General features: G+C 62.7%; 23 protein-coding genes and 1 tRNA gene. 2 read left to right on the plus strand and 22 right to left on the minus strand.

The window, feature by feature from the left end; translation table 11 throughout:
- Positions 1-2: 2 nt before the first annotated feature.
- From ABFX23_RS12970 to ABFX23_RS13020, 11 genes are all read right to left on the minus strand, one after another.
- Entirely contained in the window at positions 3-1,292 is a 1,290-nt protein-coding gene (locus tag ABFX23_RS12970) for an APC family permease (protein WP_346033434.1), read from the minus strand.
- 73 nt (positions 1,293-1,365) lie between these two features.
- Positions 1,366-3,258, minus strand: coding sequence for a potassium transporter Kup (locus ABFX23_RS12975; protein WP_346033435.1), 1,893 nt, complete (start codon positions 3,256-3,258; stop codon positions 1,366-1,368).
- 91 nt (positions 3,259-3,349) lie between these two features.
- Entirely contained in the window at positions 3,350-4,039 is a 690-nt protein-coding gene (locus ABFX23_RS12980) for a tetratricopeptide repeat protein (RefSeq protein ID WP_346033436.1), read from the minus strand.
- A complete protein-coding gene (locus ABFX23_RS12985; protein ID WP_346033437.1) occupies positions 4,036-4,470 on the minus strand; it encodes a cytochrome c-type biogenesis protein in 435 nt (144 codons plus the stop codon). The genes ABFX23_RS12980 and ABFX23_RS12985 overlap by 4 nt, the downstream gene beginning before the upstream one ends.
- Positions 4,470-5,006 carry a redoxin family protein gene (locus tag ABFX23_RS12990; protein WP_346033438.1) on the minus strand — a complete coding sequence of 179 codons (537 nt, stop codon included), beginning with the start codon at positions 5,004-5,006 and terminating at the stop codon, positions 4,470-4,472. Before ABFX23_RS12990 ends, ABFX23_RS12985 begins: the two co-directional genes overlap by 1 nt.
- Positions 5,003-6,970, minus strand: a complete 1,968-nt coding sequence (locus tag ABFX23_RS12995) for a heme lyase CcmF/NrfE family subunit (RefSeq protein WP_346033439.1) — start codon at positions 6,968-6,970, stop codon at positions 5,003-5,005. Before ABFX23_RS12995 ends, ABFX23_RS12990 begins: the two co-directional genes overlap by 4 nt.
- Positions 6,967-7,440, minus strand: a complete 474-nt coding sequence (ccmE, locus tag ABFX23_RS13000) for a cytochrome c maturation protein CcmE (RefSeq protein WP_346033440.1) — start codon at positions 7,438-7,440, stop codon at positions 6,967-6,969. The genes ABFX23_RS12995 and ccmE overlap by 4 nt, the downstream gene beginning before the upstream one ends.
- On the minus strand, positions 7,437-7,577 hold the full coding sequence (locus ABFX23_RS13005) for a hypothetical protein (protein ID WP_346033441.1): 141 nt from the start codon (positions 7,575-7,577) through the stop codon (positions 7,437-7,439). Before ABFX23_RS13005 ends, ccmE begins: the two co-directional genes overlap by 4 nt.
- Positions 7,574-8,308 (minus strand): heme ABC transporter permease CcmC, encoded by a 735-nt coding sequence (gene ccmC, locus ABFX23_RS13010; protein ID WP_346033442.1) that lies wholly within the window; start codon positions 8,306-8,308, stop codon positions 7,574-7,576. The genes ABFX23_RS13005 and ccmC overlap by 4 nt, the downstream gene beginning before the upstream one ends.
- Positions 8,309-8,419: 111 nt before the next feature.
- Positions 8,420-9,481, minus strand: coding sequence for a Leu/Phe/Val dehydrogenase (locus ABFX23_RS13015; protein WP_346033443.1), 1,062 nt, complete (start codon positions 9,479-9,481; stop codon positions 8,420-8,422).
- 50 nt (positions 9,482-9,531) lie between these two features.
- A tRNA-His gene (locus tag ABFX23_RS13020) sits at positions 9,532-9,608 on the minus strand.
- 196 nt (positions 9,609-9,804) lie between these two features.
- Between ABFX23_RS13020 and ABFX23_RS13025 the strand changes: the two genes are divergently transcribed.
- A complete protein-coding gene (locus ABFX23_RS13025) occupies positions 9,805-10,437 on the plus strand; it encodes a prolyl hydroxylase family protein (protein WP_346033444.1) in 633 nt (210 codons plus the stop codon).
- 4 nt (positions 10,438-10,441) lie between these two features.
- On the plus strand, positions 10,442-10,855 hold the full coding sequence (locus ABFX23_RS13030; RefSeq protein WP_487046919.1) for a GFA family protein: 414 nt from the start codon (positions 10,442-10,444) through the stop codon (positions 10,853-10,855).
- Positions 10,856-10,921: 66 nt separating this feature from the next.
- On the opposite strand, the gene rpmE is transcribed toward ABFX23_RS13030, so the two are convergent.
- The 11 genes from rpmE to tsf form a co-directional block, all read right to left on the minus strand.
- Positions 10,922-11,149, minus strand: a complete 228-nt coding sequence (gene rpmE / locus ABFX23_RS13035; protein ID WP_120075697.1) for a 50S ribosomal protein L31 — start codon at positions 11,147-11,149, stop codon at positions 10,922-10,924.
- Between the two features lie 100 nt (positions 11,150-11,249).
- Positions 11,250-11,705, minus strand: a complete 456-nt coding sequence (fabZ, locus tag ABFX23_RS13040; protein WP_346033446.1) for a 3-hydroxyacyl-ACP dehydratase FabZ — start codon at positions 11,703-11,705, stop codon at positions 11,250-11,252.
- 24 nt (positions 11,706-11,729) lie between these two features.
- Positions 11,730-12,401: an OmpH family outer membrane protein gene (locus tag ABFX23_RS13045; protein WP_346033447.1), complete on the minus strand. Its 672-nt coding sequence runs from the start codon at positions 12,399-12,401 to the stop codon at positions 11,730-11,732.
- Positions 12,401-15,049 carry an outer membrane protein assembly factor BamA gene (gene bamA, locus ABFX23_RS13050; protein ID WP_346033448.1) on the minus strand — a complete coding sequence of 883 codons (2,649 nt, stop codon included), beginning with the start codon at positions 15,047-15,049 and terminating at the stop codon, positions 12,401-12,403. Before bamA ends, ABFX23_RS13045 begins: the two co-directional genes overlap by 1 nt.
- 266 nt (positions 15,050-15,315) lie before the next feature.
- Positions 15,316-16,440 (minus strand): RIP metalloprotease RseP, encoded by a 1,125-nt coding sequence (gene rseP, locus ABFX23_RS13055; protein WP_346033449.1) that lies wholly within the window; start codon positions 16,438-16,440, stop codon positions 15,316-15,318.
- Position 16,441: 1 nt separating this feature from the next.
- Positions 16,442-17,596, minus strand: a complete 1,155-nt coding sequence (locus tag ABFX23_RS13060; protein ID WP_346033450.1) for a 1-deoxy-D-xylulose-5-phosphate reductoisomerase — start codon at positions 17,594-17,596, stop codon at positions 16,442-16,444.
- Positions 17,597-17,598: 2 nt separating this feature from the next.
- Positions 17,599-18,384: a phosphatidate cytidylyltransferase gene (locus ABFX23_RS13065; RefSeq protein WP_346033451.1), complete on the minus strand. Its 786-nt coding sequence runs from the start codon at positions 18,382-18,384 to the stop codon at positions 17,599-17,601.
- Positions 18,371-19,051, minus strand: a complete 681-nt coding sequence (gene uppS / locus ABFX23_RS13070) for a polyprenyl diphosphate synthase (RefSeq protein ID WP_346033452.1) — start codon at positions 19,049-19,051, stop codon at positions 18,371-18,373. Before uppS ends, ABFX23_RS13065 begins: the two co-directional genes overlap by 14 nt.
- Positions 19,052-19,081: 30 nt before the next feature.
- Positions 19,082-19,636 (minus strand): ribosome recycling factor, encoded by a 555-nt coding sequence (gene frr / locus ABFX23_RS13075; RefSeq protein WP_346033453.1) that lies wholly within the window; start codon positions 19,634-19,636, stop codon positions 19,082-19,084.
- A gap of 5 nt (positions 19,637-19,641) precedes the next feature.
- The gene (gene pyrH, locus ABFX23_RS13080) at positions 19,642-20,361 is read right to left on the minus strand and encodes a UMP kinase (RefSeq protein ID WP_346033454.1); all 720 of its coding nucleotides are present in this window, start codon (positions 20,359-20,361) and stop codon (positions 19,642-19,644) included.
- Between the two features lie 161 nt (positions 20,362-20,522).
- Positions 20,523-21,449 carry a translation elongation factor Ts gene (gene tsf / locus ABFX23_RS13085; RefSeq protein WP_346033455.1) on the minus strand — a complete coding sequence of 309 codons (927 nt, stop codon included), beginning with the start codon at positions 21,447-21,449 and terminating at the stop codon, positions 20,523-20,525.
- Positions 21,450-21,518 lie beyond the last annotated feature (69 nt).

The following is a 21,518-nucleotide window of genomic DNA, read 5'->3' on the forward strand; positions in this document are numbered from 1 at the left end:
GGTCAGCCCGCAGGCACGGCGTTTACCGAGCGGCGGCAGAACCACCGCGTCAGCAGACCTATGACCAGCAGGGCCAGCACCCACAGGCTCGTCTCCAGCCCGGAGCCGTAGACGGCGAAGCAAGCAAAGCCCAATCCCCCGATAAGCACCGGCCAGTGCGCTGGCTTGCGGTTCTCCTTGAACACGGCGACCAAGCCGAGGATATAGAAAATCAGCACCCCTCCCGTCGTCAGCAAGGCGAGGAACGTGAATATCCCGGACATGCCGCGGGAGGAATTGAGTAGTATCAGCACCGCGGCACCTGCCGCTTGCAAGACCACGCCCCAGTGCGGGACGCCGTGCTGGTTCGTATCCGCGAACAGTAGCGGCACTTCGCGGCGCAGGGCCATCGAATAGGTGCAGTCGGCACCGATCAGGACCAGTCCGTTCGCGCAGCCCGTCACGCTCACCATGATACACAACGCGACGACGGCGCCCAGAACCGGCCCGTAAACCATGGTCAGTGCGTCCGATACAGGTGAACTGGATTGTGCAATCTCGTTCGACGACATGATCACCATCAGGCCCGTCGTCGCCAGCAGGTACAGCACGACGACGAAGATCGTGCCGCCGATCATCGCAATAGGAATGTTGCGCCGAGGGTTTCGGATCTTGTTGACGGGGATCGTCGCCGCCTCGAACCCCAGCAGCGGGAACAGCGTCAGCGCAACGGCTGCCGCGATATTGTCGAAGTTGATGGGCGCGCTCGCCACAGCCTTGGTTTCGACCGAGCCTGCCAGAAGGAGCCCCGCTACGGTGACGACTACGAGGAGGAGCGGCACGACCTTTATGGCCACCGAGGCCACCTGCAAACGGCCGGCCGAACGCGTGCTGAAAAGGTTCACGCCGGTAATCAGCGCCAGCAGCGCCAGCGATGCGGCCACTCCATAGAAATCACCGTCTTCCACGCCGGTCAGATTGACGATGATTGAACCGCCCGCGATCACCAGGGCTGCAATCGAGGTGAAACCCGCAGCGAAATAGGCAAAAATAGCGAGGAAGCCGGGTATCTCGCCGATCACGCGTTCTATGTTGTGCTGAATGCCCTCCCCCGTCCCGTCGACCAGGAGGCGGAAGCTGGCGGCGAGGCACAGGGCCCCAGCGCCGCAGATCAGCCACCCCAGCGTCGCATTCCAGCCAAGCGGTGCCAGGGATGTCGGCAGGACGTAGATCCCGCCGCCGATCATGGTCCCGATGACGAGCGAGAGGCTCATCAGCAAGCCGAGCGGTTGCTCTCGTTCAGGTCTATTCATAGCTGCCCCCCGGCATCCGGCGCAGCGGCAAGCGGCGCAGAAGCCTGGAAGCTATGTCAGGACGGAAAAACCGTCAAATCTCGACCTGGCTGCCCAGTTCCACCACGCGGTTCGTGGGCAAGCGGAAGAATTCCATCGGCGTTGCCGCATTGCGCATCATCCATGCGAACAGCTTCTCACGCCAAACCATCATGCCCGGATTGTCCGCCGACAGCAGCGTTTGCCGGCTGAGGAAGAAACTGGTCTGCATCATGTCGAACGGGCCGCCGCACATCTCCCGGCGTTTCAGCGCGGCAGGGACATCGGTCTCCTGCATGAAGCCGTAATTGAGTATCACCCGGAAGAAACCATCGCCCAGTTCCTCGATACTGCACCGATCTTCCTCCGGCACATAGGGAACGTCACCAATCTGCACAGTCAGCACGACCACGCGCTCGTGCAGCACCTTGTTGTGCTTGATATTGTGCAGCAGCGCGGATGGCGTGCCCTTGCTGCCCGAATTCATGAAGATCGCCGTGCCCGGCACGCGCGCGGTGCTGCCGCGGGCGGATTTGGCGAAGATATCGAGCGGCAGGCCCGCCTCCGTCATGCGCTGGCGCATGAGCTGCCGCCCCTTGGCCCAGGTTGTGAGGAGCGTGAAAGCGATGCCGCCTACCAGCAGCGGGAACCACCCGCCGTCCGGCACCTTCGTCAGGTTGGCAGCGAAGTATGCACCGTCCACGATCAGGAACAGCAGCACAACCGGAATGGCGAGCCACTTGGGCCATTTCCATACGCCTATGAACAGCACGGCCATCAGCAGCGTGTCGATCGTGACAGCGCCCGTCACCGCGATACCATAGGCGCTGGCGAGGTTGGATGAGTTCTGGAAGGTGAGGACCAGCAGGATCACGGCCACCATCAGCGCCCAGTTGATCACCGGAATGTAAATCTGGCCGGAATGTTCGTCACTCGTATGACGGATCGAAAGGCGCGGGACGAAGCCGAGCTGGATCGCCTGGTGCGTGATCGAGAACGCCCCGGAAATCACCGCCTGGCTGGCGATGAAGGTGGCGCAGGTGGCCAGGATCACCAGCGGCAGGCGATAGGCTTCGGGGGCAAGGAAGAAGAACGGGTTCATGATCGCGTCTTCCGCTGCCGCATCGGGCAGGCCGATGATCATCGCGCCCTGGCCGAAATAGTTGATCAGCAGGCAGGGCATGACGAAGCCGAACCACGACAGCTTCATCGGGCCGCGTCCGAAATGACCCATGTCCGAATACAGCGCCTCCGCGCCCGTCACCGCCAGCACGACCGAGCCAAGCGCAAGGAAAGCGAACCACTTGTCGACGATGAAGAACTGCACCGCGTACCAGGGGTTGAGCGCCCAGAGGATCTGTGGCGTGTCGAAAATCTGTACGATGCCGAGCAGCGCAATGGTCGTGAAATAAAGGATCATGACCGGGGCGAACAACGCGCCGACCTTCGCCGTGCCGCGCTTCTGCAACACGAACAAGCCGACCAGCAATACGAGCGCGATGGGGATGACCCACCGGTCCAGCTCGTGGTTTACGACCGTCAGGCCTTCCACCGCGGAGAGGACCGAAATGGCGGGCGTAATCATCGAGTCGCCGTAGAACAGCGCAGTCGCGAACACGCCGAGCAAGACGACCAGCCAGCCGTAACTGCTCTTGCCGATATTGCGCGATAGCAGCGCGACCAGCGCCAGGCTGCCGCCCTGCCCGTTGTTATCGGCCCTCATCAGGATGGTGACGTACTGGATCGCCACGACCAGCGTCATCGACCAGAAAATCAGGCTGACCACGCCCAGCACATGCAGATCGTCGATCGGCAGGCTGTGCGCGCCGCGGAAGGTTTCACGAAAAGCGTAGAGCGGGGAAGTGCCGATATCGCCAAAAACGATGCCAATGGCACCGGCGGCGAGTTTCAGCTTGGCAGAATCCCGGTCTTGTCCGGTAGCGCTCATATGGATTTTCAGCCCATGTGACCCGTTTAAAACGGCGAAGCGGGCGCGTTAGCAGCAGTCTGCGCCCACGGCAACATGATGCAGTGCAGCATCACTCGCCGTTTTGGGCGGGAGTAGCCGTCCCGGGCTCCGGCGGCAGCGGTATCTGGCCAGCTTGCATGGCACCCAGCATGGCATCGAGGCGAACCAGGCGATCTGCAACACCGGCCCTCCCCTCGGCATCTTCAGGCGCGTTTGCCAGCGTCTCGCGCCAGACTTGCTGCGCTTCCATCAGGCGTCCCTGCCGAATCAACGACACCCCCAGGAAATAGCCCGGCGCGAGGTTTGCCGGCTTCACGTTGGCGGCGCGCTGAAATGCGTAGAGGGAAGCTTGCGTGAGATTGCCATCGGCATGTTCGGCAAGGGCGATCGCCTGCGCCAGCCACGCCTCGAAATCCTGCGGGTTCTCCCGCGTCACGCCTTCCAGCATCTGCGCGGCCTCGGCATAGCGACCACGCCGCGCCATGGCATCGGATGTCACCAGCATCGGACTGCCGGAACGATCGGAAAGGCTGACGAACTCGCGCCGCGCTTCCACGATATCGAATTCCTGCTCCCCCTGGTCCGCAACGGCAGACTTTGGCGCTGCAGCCATGTCCGGGCTTGCTTGCAGGGCATATCCCGCAAGGCCGAAGCCCAGTGCGGCGGCCAGACTGGTCCACAAGCCCTTCGACAGACCAAACCCGAATGCAGCGATGACGAAAGTCGCCGCGGCAAGCGCGACTACGACAATCCAGGTCATGCGCCCTCGCCTTTCTCTCCGGCCTCGGTGTTTCGGCCGATCCGGCGCAGCAATACCATTCCGGCCAGCAACAGCAGGACGATGGGAATCGCGAACAGCGGCCAGGTGGTCGAGCTGACCTGCGGCTCGTAACTCACGTAGTCGCCATAGCGCGAAATCAGCCAGCTGCGGACCTCGTCCGGGCTTTCCCCGGCGGCGATCCGGCTTCGGACCTGGTGGCGCATGTCTCCCGCCATCGGCGCATCGCTATCGGCAATCGACTGGCTCTGGCACTTCAGGCAGCGCAGCGTGTGCATCAACTCGCGCGCCTGCTCTTCAAGGACGGGGTCCTCGAGTTGCGTGTAAGCATAGGGCGCGGGCGGCATGCGATCCTGTGCGCTAAGCGGTTGCAACAGCGCGAAGGCAGCAAGGATGGGGAGCAGCCAACGCATCAGGACTGCGCCTTGCGCAATTCTTCGAGCAGCATGGGCACATCATCTTCGCGGATATCACCGATATGCTGATACGTGATGACGCCGTTACCATCGATCACGAAAGTCTCGGGCACACCGCTGGAGCCGATGGCAAGCTGGACTTCGGAAATATCGTCGCGCCCGATCCGGGTGAAGGGGTTGCCGTAGACCGACAGGAACCGCTCGACGTCCTCAGGCCGGTCACGGATGGCGACGGCGACGATGTTCGCACCGCTGCGCTCCAGCGCCTCGAGCTGCGGCGCTTCGGCCGCACAAGGGATGCACCAGCTGGCGAAGACGTTGAGCAGCTTCGCCTCCCCGTCGGCAAGGTCGGCGCGGGAAAGTCCCGGACGGGCTGGAACCGCTGGCGGCAGGTCGAAGTCCGGCATCGGCTCGCCCACCATGGCAGACTGCACGAATTCATCCTTCGGCTGCGTCAACTGGTAGGCGAACAGGCCGAACAGCGCGGCAGCAATTCCGACGATGACCCAGAGAGAATAACGCAGGCGTTTCATTCGGCAGGCTCCGCGACAAGGGCAGCTTCCTCGGCCCGGCGTTCTTCACCTCGCTGCGTAGCCGACCGGCGGCGCACGTCACCAACCACGCGGCCCACCAGCGCCAGCGCGCCGCCCAGGGCGATCAGCAGGCCACCGTACCAGATCCAGGTGACGAAAGGCTTCCACCAGAGCCGCAACTGCCAGCGCCCGTCCTCGGCCATGTTGCCGAGCGCCACGTAGAGTTGGCCGTTCCAGCGCGTGACCAGCGCAACTTCGCTGGTTTCGCCCTGCGGCGCCCAGAAGCTGCGGGCCTGCGGGAAGGTTTCCCTGGAGGGGCCACCCTCATAGGATACGAAGATGTCACCCTGCATGGCAGTCCAGTTAGGGCCGGCAACGGGGCTGATAGAGGCGAGCGTCGCTTCCCAGGGGCCGATCTCTACCGTGTCCCCAGGACTAGCGGCGACGAGGCGTTCCTTCTGATAGGCAGTGTCGGCTGCAATCCCGAACAGACCGACGGCGACGCCGAAGTGCGCGATGCACATGCCCCACACGGCCAGCGGCACGCGGCGGATTGCACGGCCGCGCAGCGGCATGAAGCTGGCCACGGCAACACCCACCGACATCGCCATCCCGAGCAAGGGCAGCACGCCGATGTCCGACAGCGCCAGCACCAGTGCCAGCACGGCGACCGTCACGACGGAAATGATAATCACCGGCAGCCTGATCCGGTCGAAGCTGTCCTTGCGCCAGCGCAGCAGCGGACCGACAGCGAGGATCACCAGCATCGGCAGGAAGAAAATCGCGCTCACCGGATCGAAATAGGGCGGCCCCACGGACACGCGCACGTCGAAGGCCTCGGTCAGCAGCGGATAGAGCGTGCCCAGCAGCACGATCCCGAGAATGGCGGAAAGCGCGACGTTGTTCACCACCAGCGCGCCTTCACGGCTGAGCAGCGAGAACCGCTCCCCTTCGGCGATGGTATTCGCGCGCAGGGCGAAGATGACCAGCGCGCCGCCGATGTACAGTGCTAGAAGGGCAAGGATGAAGCTGCCGCGCTCCGGATCGACGGCAAAGGCGTGAACCGAGGTGAGAATGCCCGAGCGCACGAGGAACGTGCCCACCATGCTCATGGAAAAGGCGACGACGCCCAGCATGATCGTCCACGTGCGCAAGGCATCGCGCGCAGCCAGCACGCTGGCGGAATGCAGCAGAGCCGTTGCCGCCAGCCACGGCATGAGCGAGGCGTTCTCAACCGGATCCCAGAACCACCAGCCGCCCCAGCCAAGCTCGTAATAGGCCCAGTAGGACCCGGCGGTGATACCGATGGTGAGAAAAATCCAGGCTCCCAGCACCCACGGACGCATCACGCGCGCGAACTCCGGCGTCACATTGCGCGTCAGCAATGCGCCGAGCGCGAAACTAAAGGCGATCGAGAGCCCAACGTAGCCGATGTAAAGCGTCGGCGGGTGGAAGGAGACGCCCATGTCCTGCAACAGCGGATTAAGGCCGTTGCCGTCTGCTGGCACGGGCGAAAGCCGCTCGAACGGGTTCGAGGACAGCAGGATAAAAAGGTAGAAGCCAAGTCCGACGAAGGCCTGCGTGCCGAGCGTTGCCATCATGGTCTTTTCGGGCAGGCGGCGCTCGATAAAGGCAATCAGACCGCCGGCGAACGCCATGATGGTAATCCACAGCAGCATGGAGCCTTCGTGGTTCGCCCATGCGCCCGACAGCTTGAACGCCATCGGCTTCATCGAATGAGAATGCGTCGCGACCAGTTTCACCGACAGGTCAGTGACGGCAAAGGCATAGACCAGCGCAAGGAATGACACAGCGCAAAGCAGGCCCTGCAGCACCGCAGCGGGGCGCACCAGCGCGGTCAGCTCGCTGCTTTCGTTGCGCGCGCCAAGAAAGCCGCCGATCAGCTGCAACACGGCCAACGCGGCAGCGAGCCACAAGGCAGCAAGACCGATTTCAGCGATCATTCGACGCTCTCTTGCAGTTCCTCGCGCAGTTCGGCGCTGCTCATGCCTTCCAGTTCGCGCGGCATGTAGTTCTCGTCGTGCTTGGCGAGCAGGTTATCGGCGATGAACACGCCATCGGCCCGCATCGACCCTTCTGCGACCACACCCGACCCTTCCACGAACAGCGCCGGCACAATGCCGGTGTAACTGACGGGAACGCGTGCCTGCCCGTCCTGCACCACGAATTCCACCGTCACGCCATCAGCGGCAGTGTTGATCGACCCGTTCTCCACCATGCCGCCAAGGCGGATGGCCTGCCCGGCCTCGGGCGGATCGGCCTCGATGTCGGCAGGAACGTAGAAATAACTCGCCTGGTTGCTCAGCGCGTAGGCTGCCAGGAAACCTGCGCCGACGATGGCGACAAGGGCGATCACCACCAGCACGAGTCGCTGGTGCTTGGGTTTCAGCCCCCGGGAAGCGTTGTCGCTCATTTCCTGCGCGTCTCCTCACGCCGCTTTTCCGCCCGGCGCATGGCGAGCCAGCTGCTGATAACCAGCGCCAGCATGCCGACAAGTGTCACACCCAGCGCCGCGTAGACGAACAACCATTGATCGAGGCTTTCCCTCACGAGGCCAGCTCCTCTGCCTGCAAGGCCTTGCGGCGGAGGCGAGCATCGGCCTGAATATCGGCCAGGATGGCCCGCATCCGCGCCAGCACAACGCCGCCGAACAGCAGCGAGAAGCCAAGCGTTGCAATCAATAGCGGCCACAGGAAAACCGGATCAATGGCACTTTCGCCCATGGTAATGCTGGGCGGCTGGTGCAGGCTATTCCACCACACGACTGAACGGTTGATGATCGGGATATTGATCGCGCCCACCAACCCGAAAATCGCGGCGATGCGGCTGGATTGCCCTTCACGCGCCAGCGAGGACGAAAGGGCGATGTAGCCGAAATAAAGGAACAGCAGCACCAGCATGGACGTGAGCCGCCCGTCCCAGACCCACCAGGTGCCCCATGTGGGCCGTCCCCAGATGGAGCCGGTGGCAAGGCAGATCGCCGTGAAGACAGCGCCCGGCACGGCAGCAGCGCGCGCTGCAATGGCCGCCAGCGGGTGCCGCCAGACGAGTTCCATCAGGCTGGCAATGGCAATCGCCGTCCAGCCGCCCATGCCCAGCCAGGCGGCAGGAACATGCACGAACAGGATCCGCACAGTATCGCCCATCAGCCGGTCGGGCGGAACTTGAGTCAGCCCCCACAGGACCGAACCAATAGACAGCACCAGACCGCTCACCAGCAACGGCACGGTGAGCCACTTGGCGATCTTCAGAAAACGGGTGGGATTGGCGAAGCCGTGCATGTTCTGGACAAAGTCACTCTTTGCCTGCGCCTTTTACAGTCACAGCCCGCTTGGACAAGCAAAACCGGAGAATTCTGCCGGATTTAGTGCGCTGGCCTCATCAGGTACCGATCAGCGCCCGATCAGCCTTTGCGCCATTGCATCGGCCACCTCGTTCGACGGACGTCCGGAAGCGTGGCTCTCGTTCCAGATTTCGCGGAGGCGGCCGGGGATTTGTCCGATACGCTCGTTCACGGCGTCGAGATCGCAGGGCTTGCCTTCGCGGCGGCACAGATATTCGTAGCTGACATTAATGATGCCGCCTGCGTTGATCACGTAGTCCGGCGCATAAAGGATGCCACGGTCGTGCAACTGCTGGCCGTGGTGAGGCCGCGCGAGCTGGTTGTTGGCTCCGCCCGCCACGATCGCGCAATCGAGCCTGGCAATGCTCTCATCGTCGAGGATGGCGCCAAGCGCATTGGGGCTGAAGACATCGCAGGCAACGCTCATCACATCGGCCGCGGCCAACGAGTCACCGCCAAGCTCACTTGCCAGTTCTGCAGCGCGGTTCTGGTCGATATCCGAAAGGGTCAACTTCGCTCCGTCGTTGGCGAGCAATCGGGCAACGCCGCCGCCGACCGATCCGCAGCCCTGCACCGCCACGTGCACGTCTTGCATGGTGGACTTGCCGAGCTTGTGCGCCACGGCAGCCTTGATGCCGAGATAGATGCCCATCGCCGTGAACGGGCCGGGATCACCGCCCGCTTCGCCGTCCTCGGCGGGCAGGCCGCAGACGTGTTGGGTGCGGGTATGGATCGCCACCATGTCTGCCTCGCTCGCGCCGACATCTTCGGCTGTGACATAACGACCGCCCAGCGCTTCCACCGCGTCACCGAACGCGTGGAGCATGGCCTCGGTCTTCGTGCCATCCTTGTCGAGCAGCACCACGGCCTTGCCGCCACCGATGGGCAGGCCCGCCATGGCGTTCTTGTAACTCATCCCGCGCGAAAGGCGCAGCGCATCGCGCATGGCCTTTGCCGGATCGTCGTAATGCCAGAATCGGGTGCCGCCGGCGGCCGGGCCAAGATGCGTGGAATGGAGCGCGATGATGGCGGTGAGGCCGCTGGCGCGATCGTGCACCACCTCGACCCGCTCGTGTTCGTCCCAGTCGGGTTCGCTCCAGAATGCCGGCATGGCCCTTGCCCTCTCTCGTTAGAAGAACGGCAAGCAAGCCCTTGAGAAAATGGGGCGATCGAGGGGTCTCGAACCCCCGACCTCCGGTACCACAAACCGGCGCTCTAACCAACTGAGCTACGATCGCCACAAGAACCAGGCACACATGCCGAGAGGCGGCCTGTTAGGGGTCTGCGCCGGTCGGTCAACCCGCATTCGGCGCGGGCGCGAGCCTGTTGCACAATTCATCGCGCCTGCAAAGTGAAAAGTGCGCTTTCGGCCGCCATGCGCAAGAAAATTTCGCGGGTTTGAATGAGGGTCGCCCTCGCCTAAGAATCACCGGCATGACGACTCCGGGCACGACCTCTGCCGAATTCCTGATGCGCGACAAGCGGGTACGCCACGTTCCCACCCCGCGCCTCACCCTGCTGACCGCTGCGAACTTCCTTCCGCCGGACCTGTGCGAAAGCCTGATCGAACTGATCGACAAGGACCGCCGCCCCTCGACCATCGCCGATGCCAATGGCGACGACTACTTCCGCACGAGCGAAACCTGCGATCTCGATCCCCAGGAACAAGCGGTGAAGGAGTTGGAGGACAAGCTGTTCGAACTGAACGGCATCGACCCCGCCCACGGCGAACCCGTGCAGGGGCAACGTTACGCCGAAGGGCAGGAGTTCAAGGCGCACACCGACTATTTCGAACCGCAGGGTGGCGATTTCGAGAAATACTGCGGGGTCGCGGGAAACCGGACCTGGACGTTCATGGTCTACCTGAACGAGGTGCAGGCCGGCGGCGGCACCCGGTTCAAGGTGATCGGCAAGACTTTCCAGCCCGAAACCGGGCGTCTGGTTTGCTGGGACAACAAGCGGCCCGACGGCAGCTGCAATGCTGCCACCCTGCACCACGGCATGAAAGTGCGCAGGGGCGTGAAATACGTGATTACGAAATGGTATCGCGAAAAACCGTGGGGGTGATTCGATGAGCGGGCGGCGCGAAGGCGGGTGTCACTGCGGGACGGTGCGGTTCATGGTGAATCTTCCCGCCGAACCGAGGGTGCGCCGCTGCAATTGCTCGATTTGCACCATGAAGGGCGTGGTGATGCTGGATGTGCTGCGGTCTGCTTTGAATATCACCCACGGCGAGAGTGCGCTGACGCTCTACACCTTCGGCACTGGCGAGGCGAAACACCGGTTCTGCGCGAAATGCGGGATCCACCCGTTCCACCAGACCCGCTCCGATCCGGATAGGTGGGGCATCAATGTCGCCTGCATCGACGGCATGACCATCTATGATTTTTCTGAGGTTCCCGTTTTCGACGGGCGGAACCACCCGGTTGATACCGGCAAGTCGGTCGTGCTCGGCACCATGCGCTACGAAAGGTTCGTAGATTGAAACGGAAAAGGGCGGCCCATGTGGACCCCCCTTTCCCTGAATTCGCATCGATCACGCGAAAGAAGCTTACTTCTTCTTGAGCGAAAGTCCGCCGAAGCGCTTGTTGAACTGGGCAACGCGGCCACCGTCCTGCAGGCGCTGCGGGCCACCGGTCCACGCCGGGTGGCTGGTCGGGTCGATTTCAAGGTTCATGACATCGCCTTCGCTGCCCCAGGTGGAGCGCGTCTGGAATTCTGTGCCATCGGTCATCTTGACCGTGATCATGTGGTAATCGGGATGCGTATCGGCCTTCATGGCGTAGTGTCCTTTGCGTTCGACCGGTTCCGACCGATCTGCAGATGGATGGATAATCGGAAAGGCGCGCGCCTAGCGGCACATCGCGCCAAAAGCAACCTTATTCGGGCGGGTCGGCAATCATGGCGGTGAAGCCGACATCGCATGTCACCTTGCCGTCGACGCTGGCCTTGCCTTCGAACTTGCAGATCTTGGCCCGCTGCTGCGTGAACGCCACGTCCAGCTTCAGCAGGCAACCGGGCAGCACCGGGGCGCGGAACTTGGCGTTTTCGATCGCCATGAAATAAACGAGCTTGCCGCTGTCTGCGAGGTCGAGCGTCTCGATCCCGAGGATGCCAGCAGCCTGCGCCAGCGCCTCGATCTGCAAAACGCCCGGCATGATCGGGCGGCCAGGGAAGTGGCCCTGGAAGAAGCCTTCGTTGAAGGTCACAGCCTTGGTCGCGCTGATCCGCTCCCCCTTCACCAGTTCGTCGACCTTGTCGACCAGCAGCATGGGGTAGCGATGCGGCAGGGCCTTGAGGATCCTGACGACATCGTAGTCGGGTGTTTCACTCATGGCCTTGCCCCTATCGTTTTCGTCTTAGCGACCGGTGGTTGCCGGCTGCTGGGCACCGGCCTGAACCTGTGCGGCGGCGGCAGCTTCCTGCTGCGCGCGCATTTCAGCCGGGAGCCAGCCGTCGGGCGGAACCAGCTGGGCCGAAGGAAGCAGCGAGTTGAGCTGCGCCAGAGTGGCCTCGTTGAGGTTGTGGCTCGCTTCGGCGTGCAGGATGGTTTCCGGCGAGATCACGAGGGTGACGCCCTGCGCGCGCGCGGCATTCTGGATAGCCGTGCCGAGCTGCTCGCGGATCTGCTCTTCGACATAAGCTTGGCTCAGGGCGACAGGTGCAAGGATCTGCTGCAGTTCGTTCTGGCCGTTCTGCTGGATCTGCTGGATCTGCGCAGCCTGCTGCTGCAGCGCGGCCTGGTCGGCATTGGGCTGCTGGCGAGCGGTGTTGAAAGCGGTGATCAGCGGATCGAGCTGCGCCTGGATGGCAGCGCGGCGGGTTTCGGCCTGCTGCAACTGCGCGGCATAGGTCGTCTGACGCTGCGTCTGGGCGGTCTGGTATGCGGTGGAGTTCACCACCACAGCCTGCACGTTCACGAACGCGACTCGTTCGTTCGACTGCGCTGCTGCCGGAGCAACAACGGCAGGCGCGACAACGCTCGCGGCAGCAAGAACGGCGCCAAGCGCCGATTTTGTGACAATATTCATTAGAATTGCGTTCCTACATTGAAGGAGAAGGTTTTGGTTTCGTCCCCGCGCTCCGATAGCACATCGTAAGCTACATCGATCCTGAACGGACCGAAGGGAGAGTTCCAATTCACGCCGATACCGGCGGTTACGCGCGGCGACGGCGTATCGCCGAGGAATTCTTCCACGAACGGCGGAAGCTGGCGACCGACAGGATCGTTGAGGCGGCCATCGGGTGCCACCGGACTGGTGGTGATTTCTTGGCTGATCACCTGGCCATTATCGCCAAGGGTGGCCTGTGTATAAAGCAGGTTGCCGTCACCGTCCCGCTGCGGGATGAACAGGCCATCGGGCAACGGACTTTGGGTCAACTGCGGCGTGTCGACGCCGAACACGGAACCGACATCGAGGAAGATCGAGGGGCGCAGGCCCAGTTCGCGAGCGCCGGAACCCAGGGGAATTTCGATCTCTGCGCGGGCGAGGTAGTACGCTTCACCGCCGAGCGCATCGTCCTGGTTGCGACGATCGTCGAGCGGAATGAGGACCTGGTTGCCATCCTCGTCACGCTCGTAGAACTGACGCACCACGCGCGGGCCGACACCGCGGATGTCGAAGCCGCGGATCTGGCCTTCACCAAGGAAAAAACGGTCGGTCAGCAACACATCGTCGCCCAGGCCGTTGATGTAACCGCCTTCGAGGCGCAGCGAACCGATGAAACCGGCGCCGAGCGGCCAGAACTTCGAAGCATTCACGCGCGTGCGGAAATAGCGTGTATCACCGCCCACCCCGGCAAACTGGAACTGCAACTGCACGTTCTCGCCGCGCGTCGGGCGGATGCGGCTGTCGAGCGTGCTGTAATTCAGCGTAAGGCCGAGGATGGACTGCAGCCGGTCGCCCAGCGCGTCGCAAAGGTAGCGCCCCGCGAGCAGCGGTTCGCACTGCGCCACCCCGTCACCGTCGAAGTCGGCAAAGAACTGCTGCTCCGCCACGGTCACTTCCTGGTAGTTCAGCGTGTAGCTGCCCAGCAGGCTCATGTACTCGGTCAGCGGCACGCCCATGCGCAGCGAGATACCGGTTGTGGCCTGTTCGTAGGTCGCGTTATCGCGATCGAAGTAGCCATTGTTGTAATCCTGCCGGTAGATATCGAAGCCCAGCGCGATGTCCCGGTCGAACACCTTGGGTTCGGTGAAGCTGACATTGGCCGAACGCGAATAGCGCGAATAGTTGATGCCAAGACCGATGGTCTGGCCACGCCCGCGGAAATTGTTCTGTCGGATCGAGCCGTTGAAGATGAAGCTTTCAAGCGACGAGAAACCAGCCGACAGCGACAATTCGCCGGTAGGCTCTTCTTGCACGTTGGCCTGCAGGATGATGCGGTCCGGGCTGGAACCCTCGACCTGCTCGACTTCGAAGTTCTCCTGGAAATAACCCAGCGAGTTGATGCGGGCAGACGAACGCGCGACCTGCAGCGAGCTGAAAGCATCGCCTTCGGCAATACGGAACTCGCGACGAATGACCTTGTCCTGCGTAAGCGTGTTGCCGTTGATCTCGATCGCCTCCACATACACGCGCGGCGCATCGGCCACGGTGAAGGTCACGTCCATCGTGCGATCTTCGGCATTGCGGTTGATGCGCGGACGCACGTCGGCAAAAGCATAACCGAAGGCACCGGCGGTTTCCTGCAGGCCCTCGATCGTGTTGTCGACGAGCTCCGCGTTATACCAGTCGCCGGTTTCCATTCCGAGGCCGGAGGAAAGCTGCTCGGACGAGAAATCGCGCAGCTGGCTGACGACTTCGACGTCGCCGAACTTGTAGCGATCGCCCTCTTCCACGACATAGGTGATGATGAAGTCGCGCTTGTCCGGCGTCAGCTCGGCCACGGCGGAGACGACGCGGAAATCGGCGTAACCTTCGGTCAGGTAGAACTGGCGCAGCTTCTGTTGGTCGAACGCCAGGCGATCGGGGTCGTAACTGGTGTTGGAACTGAAGATGGCGAAGAGGCTGTCTTCGCGCGTTACCATCTCGTCCCGCAGATCCCCGTCGGAAAACACTTCGTTGCCGATGATGTTGATCTGGCGGACCTTGGACTTGGGGCCTTCGGAAATCTCGAAGATCACGTCCACGCGGTTCTGGTCGAGCATCACCATCTGCGGCTCGACAGTGGCGGCGAAGCGGCCCTGCCGCTTGTAGAGCTCGATAATGCGGGCAACGTCGGCGCGCACGCGGCTGCGGGTGAAGATCTGGCGCGGCGAGAGGTTTATCTCGGGCAGGATCTCGTCGTTGTCGATCCTGCGGTTGCCCTCCAGGATGATGCGGTTGATGATCGGGTTTTCCTCGACCGTAATCACCACCGCACCGGTGTCTTCGTTGAATGCGATCTGGAAGTCGGCGAACAGCTCGGTGCGCGAGAGCGAGAGCAGCGCCTCGTCCGCTGCGGCGGCGGTGTAGCGGTCGCCGGGTCGAAGCTGGATATAGGAAACAATCGTCTCCGGCTCCAGGCGCTGGGCCCCTGCGACAGCGATGGAGCGGATGATCTCGCCCTGCTCCTGTTGCACCGGTGCCGGAGCGGGAGCGGGCGTTGCCTGCTCTTCCTGCGCCGCGGCGGGCTCCTGCGCTTCGGGCGCTTCGCTATCCTGAGCCAGCGCCTGCGCGGGCATGCCTGCAAGCATGGTGCATCCCAGGAGGGCTGCCGCGTAATGCTGGGAAATTATCGTCCTGGCCTTGGAACCCATTATCCGTCCACTCTTGTCGACACTATCGCATCGGCGAGGCTGGAAACCGTTTCACCCACCCCCTTGCGAGCATCAGTTACCTGCCTCTATCGCGAACAGCGCCCTTGCCCGATGCCAGTCTGGCAATCAAGCGAAGTTGCCCCGTTTCGCGCGATAAGTGCCTTTCTATCCCCACTTGGGCCCAACTCGGGGCTTTGCGATACCTAGCTGCCGAAGATCGGCAATTTGGCAATGTCGATGACCGTCACGAACAGCATCAGCGCCAGCACGAGAGCCATGCCGGTGCGGAACGCCAGTTCCTGACTGCGCGGGCTGGCTGGCTTGCGACGGATCGCCTCGACCGCGTAGAAAGCCAGATGCCCACCGTCGAGAGCGGGGATTGGCAGCAGGTTGATGAATGCCAAATTAAGTGAAATCAGCGCGGCAAAACTGGTGAATTCCAGCCAGCCGAGGCTCAGTTGTTCACCCGAGACCTTTGCAATCGTGATCGGCCCGCCAAGCTCCTCCACCGAGCGATCGCCGACGATGATCTGCTTGATCCCCACCAGCATCATGTCGACCGTTTCGACGCATTGCTGCCACGCCAATCCGAGAGCCGCAAAGGGTCCGACCGGTTCGAAAACACGCTCGATAGCCGGCCCCTGGACACCGATCAGGCCGATGACGGAGGCATTGCCGAACTGGTCGGTGATCTCTTCGGAACGCGTCGTAACGGGAATCGTGATGCGCGAACCCTCGCGCTCCACCGTTACGTCCAGTTCCTCGTTGGGATAGAGCCAGATCGCCTGCTGAACTTCGCGGAAGCTGTCCATCTCCTCGCCCTCGACGGCGATGATGCGATCTCCCACCTGTATGCCTGCTTCGCGTGCCGGCGAGTCATCGGCGAATTCCACGATGACATTCTCCTGCACCGGATCGCTGGCAACGGGCTGCCCGAAGATCATGAAGAATGCGGAAAAAATTCCAACTGCGACAATGACATTCGCCACCGGCCCGGCAGCCACGATCAGGGCACGCTGCCACAGCGGCGCGTTCTGGAAATCGCCTTCGCTGGCCGGGTGATCGGGGTCTGGCTGGCTGGCCGGGTTCATGTCGCCCTGGAACTGGACATAACCGCCGATAGGCAGTGCTGAGAGCTTCCAGCGCGTGCCGCGCTTGTCGGTGTAGCCCGCGATTTCCTTGCCGAAACCGACGGAGAACGCCTCCGCGCCCACGCCAAACCAGCGGCCGACGAGGTAGTGGCCAAGCTCATGCAGGACGACCAGCGGGCCAAGCATCAGCAGGAAGCCGACAATGTAGACCCAGAATGGCAGCGTTTCGAAATTCACGTCAGGCTAACTCCAGCATTTCCCCGGCGCGAGCCCTCGCCTCCGCATCGACGGCGAGAACGTCGTCGAGCGTTTGTGGCGCAGGGGGCGCGTAACTGTCGAGGGTTCTGGCAGAGATTGCCGAAATTTGCGTGAACTTCACCTGACCGGCGAGGAAGGCGGCAACCGCCACTTCGTTTGCTGCGTTCAGAACGGCGGGGGTACCGCCACCGGCAAGGGCAGCCTCGCGCGCCAGCCTGGTAGCCGGAAAACGCTCCTCGTCGGGCGCGAAAAAGCTCAGTTCTCCGATGGTTGCGAGGTCGAGCGGCTTGCAATTGGTGTCCATCCGCGCGGGCCACGCCAGCGTGGAGGCAATCGGCACGCGCATGTCGCTGGGGCCGAGCTGCGCGAGCGTGGAGCCGTCGCGGTATTCCACCATCGAGTGGATCACGCTTTGCGGGTGGACGATGATGCGCAGCCGGTCCAGCCCGACCGGAAACAGGTGGAACGCCTCGATGAATTCCAGCCCCTTGTTCATCATGGTGGCGGAATCGACGCTGATCTTCGCGCCCATCGACCAGTTGGGGTGAGCGACGGCCTGGGAAGGGGTGGCAGCGTCCAGTTCTTCCCATGACTTGGTCCGGAACGGGCCGCCGCTCGCCGTCAGCGTGATCCAGCGCACATCTTCGAGGTCATTACCTTCCAGGCACTGGAAAATGGCGTTGTGCTCGCTGTCGACCGGCAGCAGCGTAGTGCCGTGTTTCGCGACCAGCGCAGTCATCACTTCGCCAGCAGAAACCAGCGCTTCCTTGTTGGCCAGCGCGACAGTGTTGCCCTGCTCAATCGCCCGCATCGTAGGCGCAAGGCCCGCGCAGCCGACGATGGCGGCAACCGTGATGTCGACCGGGTGCGCAGCGGCATCGCATAGCGCCTGCTGTCCGCCTGCAGCCTGGATGCCAGTGCCGGCAAGGTGCTGCCTGAGTTCGGGCAGGCAGGTCTCGTCTCCCACCACCGCGATCTCGGCATCGAATTCGATGGAGAGCTTCGCCAGCTTCTCCGCCGAGCAATTGGCGCTGAGGGCGACGACGTTCCAGTTGGCGCGATCGTTGCGGATCAGGTCGAGAGTGGAATCGCCGATGGAGCCGGTGGCGCCGAGGAGGGAGATGGAACGAGACACGCTTATAGGTCACTTAATGTCATAAGGTGCCAGATAAGCACTGCCCCGGTTACATTTGCAACCGCCAGCAGTCCATCAAGCCGATCGAACAGTCCTCCGTGGCCCGGAATAAGCTTGCCCGAATCCTTGAGACCCGCGCGCCGTTTCATCCAGCTCTCGAGGAAATCGCCCCCCTGTGCCACGACCGCGAGCAGCGCGCCTGCAATCATGCCGCCAACCAACGGGATCGGCATTCCCGTATCCTGCGTGGAAATATAAGCCACGACGAGCGCCGCGCAGATCATCCCACCGAACAGACCCGCCCAGGTTTTCGACGGGCTGATCGAAGGAGCGATCTTGGGGCCGCCGATGGTCCTGCCGCTGAAATAGGCGCCGGTGTCGGTTGCGATGACGATGGCGACGAGACCAATCAGCGCCCATGGGAGCCGCCCCTCCGAAAGCCCCATCGCCTCGTCGTTTCCGAGCGCCCCGATGACGGCGGCTCCGAACCCGATGTAAACAATGCCCAGCGCGAGGGCGATGACGCGCCGTGCCGGGCTCTTCGTCATACGCCACACGATCGCGCTCCATTCGAAGAGCACGCCAAGGCCGAGTAGACCGGCGAATATCGACCAGAACCAGCCCCCGGCCCAGATGGCACCCGCGACGATGGCGAGCATCACCACCGCGCTTGCAGCACGTTTCGGCAGGTCTCCGGTGCGCACCGAAAGCGGAACGGTGACAGCCTTGCGGGCATAGCGCTTCAGCCTGTCGCGCTTGCGCTCGTTTTCGAGGTTAGCGTCCACCATAGCGGCGCTCCCTTTTCGCGAATTCCTCGCAGGCGTCGCGCAAGTGATCCTCGCCGAAGTCCGGCCACAGGACGTCCATGAACAGCATCTCGGCATAGGCCGATTGCCACAGCAGGAAGTTCGACAGCCGAACTTCGCCGCTGGTGCGGATCAGGAGGTCCAGCGGTGGCAGGTCGGCGGTGTAGAGGTGGCGATCGATAGCTTCGGGCGTCACTTCGCCTTCCTGCGCCGCAAGCTGGGCAGCCCGAGCGATCTCCTGCTGCGCACCATAGTTCAACGCAACGGCCAGAGTCCGCTCACCGTCCTTCGTGCGCTCCAGCGCGTCTTCGAGCCGTTCGACAATGTCGGGCGCGAAGGCCTTGTAATCGCCGATGATCTTAAGGCGCACCTTGCGCTCGACCATGTCTTCCAGATTAGCCTCGATGAACCTGCGCATCAGGTTCATCAGGTCCGAAATCTCATCTTCCTCGCGCTTCCAGTTCTCGGATGAGAAAGCGTAAAGCGTCAGGCATTCCAGCCCCAGGTCTTCCGCCGCCTGCACCGTGCGGCGCACGGCTTCCCCGCCCTGCCTGTGGCCCAGCGCGCGCGGCATGGCGCGCTTCTTCGCCCAGCGGCCATTGCCATCCATGATGATTGCCACGTGGCGGGGGTAGGAAGGGTTGGTCATGGCGAGACAGCCGGTATGATCCGGCCTCGATTACTGGGTCAGGATTTCCTGAACCTTCTTTTCCACCGCCGCATCGGTTTCGCTCACGTACTTGTCGGTGAGCTTCTGGACCTCGTCCTCAAGACGCTTGCGATCGTCTTCGGAGATTTCCTTCTTCTTCTCGTCCTCCTTCAGCGCCTCGTTCGCGTCGCGGCGCACATTGCGGATCGCGATCTTGGCCTTCTCGCCGTATTCGCCGGCCAGCTTCGCCAGTTCCTTGCGGCGTTCCTCATTTAGGTCGGGCAGCGGCAGGCGGATCGTCTGCCCGTCCTGCATCGGGTTGAGGCCGAGGTTGGCCTTCGAAATGCCCTTCTCCACCGCGCTGACGTTCGCCTTGTCCCACACCTGCACGCTGAGCATGCGCGGTTCGGGAGCGGAGATGGTGGCAACCTGGTTCAGCGGCATCATCGAGCCGTAGACCTCGACCACCACGGGATCGAGCAGCGCGGTGTTGGCGCGGCCCGTGCGCAGTCCCGAAAGGTCGCCCTTCAGGCTTTCGACGGCCCCGGCCATGCGGCGCTCGATATCGGCCTTGTCGTATTTCATCGCTCTCAGTCCTTCTTTACAATCGTCTGCACGCCCTCGCCCGCCAGCACGCGCGCCACGTTCCCCCGCTCGCGGATCGAGAAGACCACGATGGGGATGGCGTTGTCGCGGCACAGGGCAACGGCGGAAGCATCCATCACTTTCAGGTTGTTTGCCAGCACCTTGTCATAGGTGACGGTTTCGAAACGGGTTGCATCGGCGTTGCGCTTGGGATCGGAATCGTAAACGCCGTCGACACTGGTGCCCTTCAGCAGCGCATCGCAGCGCAGTTCCGCCGCGCGCAAGGCGGCACCGCTGTCGGTGGTGAAATAGGGTGCGCCAACGCCCGCCGCGAAAATCACGATACGCCCCTTGGCAAGGTGGCGCTCTGCCCGGCGGCGGATTACCGGCTCGCACACCTGATCCATCTGGATGGCGCTCTGCACGCGGGTGTCGACGCCCAGTTGTTCCAGCGCGCTCTGCATGGCGAGCGCGTTCATCACGGTCGCCAGCATTCCCATGTAGTCGGCCTGCGCCCGGTCCATGCCCTGCGCCGCACCGGCCATTCCGCGGAAGATATTGCCGCCCCCGATGACGAGGCAGATCTCCAGACCCGTTTCCTTCGCGGCCTTCACCTCTTCGGCGAGGCGCATGACGTAGGCAGGATCGATGCCAAACTCCTGCTCCCCCATCAGCACCTCGCCCGAAAGCTTGAGCAGGATGCGTTTGGCGTCGGGCAGGAGCATGGGGGGAAATTCCTTCCAGGAAGCGGGGTTTGCGGGCTTCTAGAGCGAGCGGGTGAAACTGCCAAGGGTTCCGGCAGTGTTTTGTGTGGGGGCAGGACATGAGAAGGGCCGCCGAACAAGCGTGTCCGGCGGCCCCTTCATAGCCTCTGCTAAGGAAGCGATCAGCCGCCGACGGCAGCAGCCACTTCTGCGGCAAAGTCGCTTTCTTCCTTCTCGATGCCTTCGCCCAGCTGGAAGCGGACGTAGTCCTTCAGGACGATTTCCTTGCCGGCTTCCTTGCCAGCGGCGGCAACAACGTCGGCGATCGCGGTCTTGTTGTCGATCACGTAGACCTGGCTGAGAAGAGCGTTCTCCTTGGCGTATTTCTTGATCGCGCCTTCGACCATCTTTTCCTGCACGTTTTCCGGCTTGCCGCTTTCGGCAGCCTTTTCCGCAGCGATCTTGCGCTCGCGTTCGATCACTTCGGGGTCGAGGTCTTCAGCGGTCAGCGCCAGCGGGAAAGCGGCGGCGATGTGCATGGCCAGCTGCTTGCCCAGCGGTTCCAGAACGTCTTCACCGGCTTCGGATTCCAGCGCGACGAGCACGCCGATCTTGCCGAGGTTCGGGGCCTGCGCATTGTGCATGTAGGGCACGATCAGGCCGTTCGAAACGGACACGGTCTTCATGCGACGAACCTGCTGGTTCTCGCCGATGGTGGCGACGTTGTCGGTCAGCTTTTCGGCCACGGTGCCGCCGTCTGGGTAGGATGCAGCCTTCAGTGCTTCCACGTCGTCGCTGTCCTGCGACAGGGCGACTTCGGTGGTCTTGCGCACGAAATCCTGGAACTTCTCGTTCTTGGCGACGAAGTCGGTCTCGGAGTTCACTTCAACGGCGACGCCCCTGGTGCCTTCGACGGCAACGCCGACGAGACCTTCGGCAGCGGTACGGCTGGACTTCTTCTGTGCGGTGGCGAGACCCTTGGCGCGAAGCGCGTCGATCGCGGCTTCGATGTCGCCGTCGGCAGCTTCCAGCGCCTTCTTGGCGTCCATCATGCCCGCGCCGGTCTTCTCGCGCAGGGCTTTCACGTCGGATGCGGAAAATGCAGCCATGTCGTAATTCCTTCAGATTGGGTTTTTGCCGGTTCGCTGGGGGAGCGAACCGGCGCATTTTGCGTGAAT

The organism is Erythrobacter westpacificensis (assembly GCF_039542285.1).
GTDB lineage: Bacteria > Pseudomonadota > Alphaproteobacteria > Sphingomonadales > Sphingomonadaceae > Alteraurantiacibacter > Alteraurantiacibacter westpacificensis.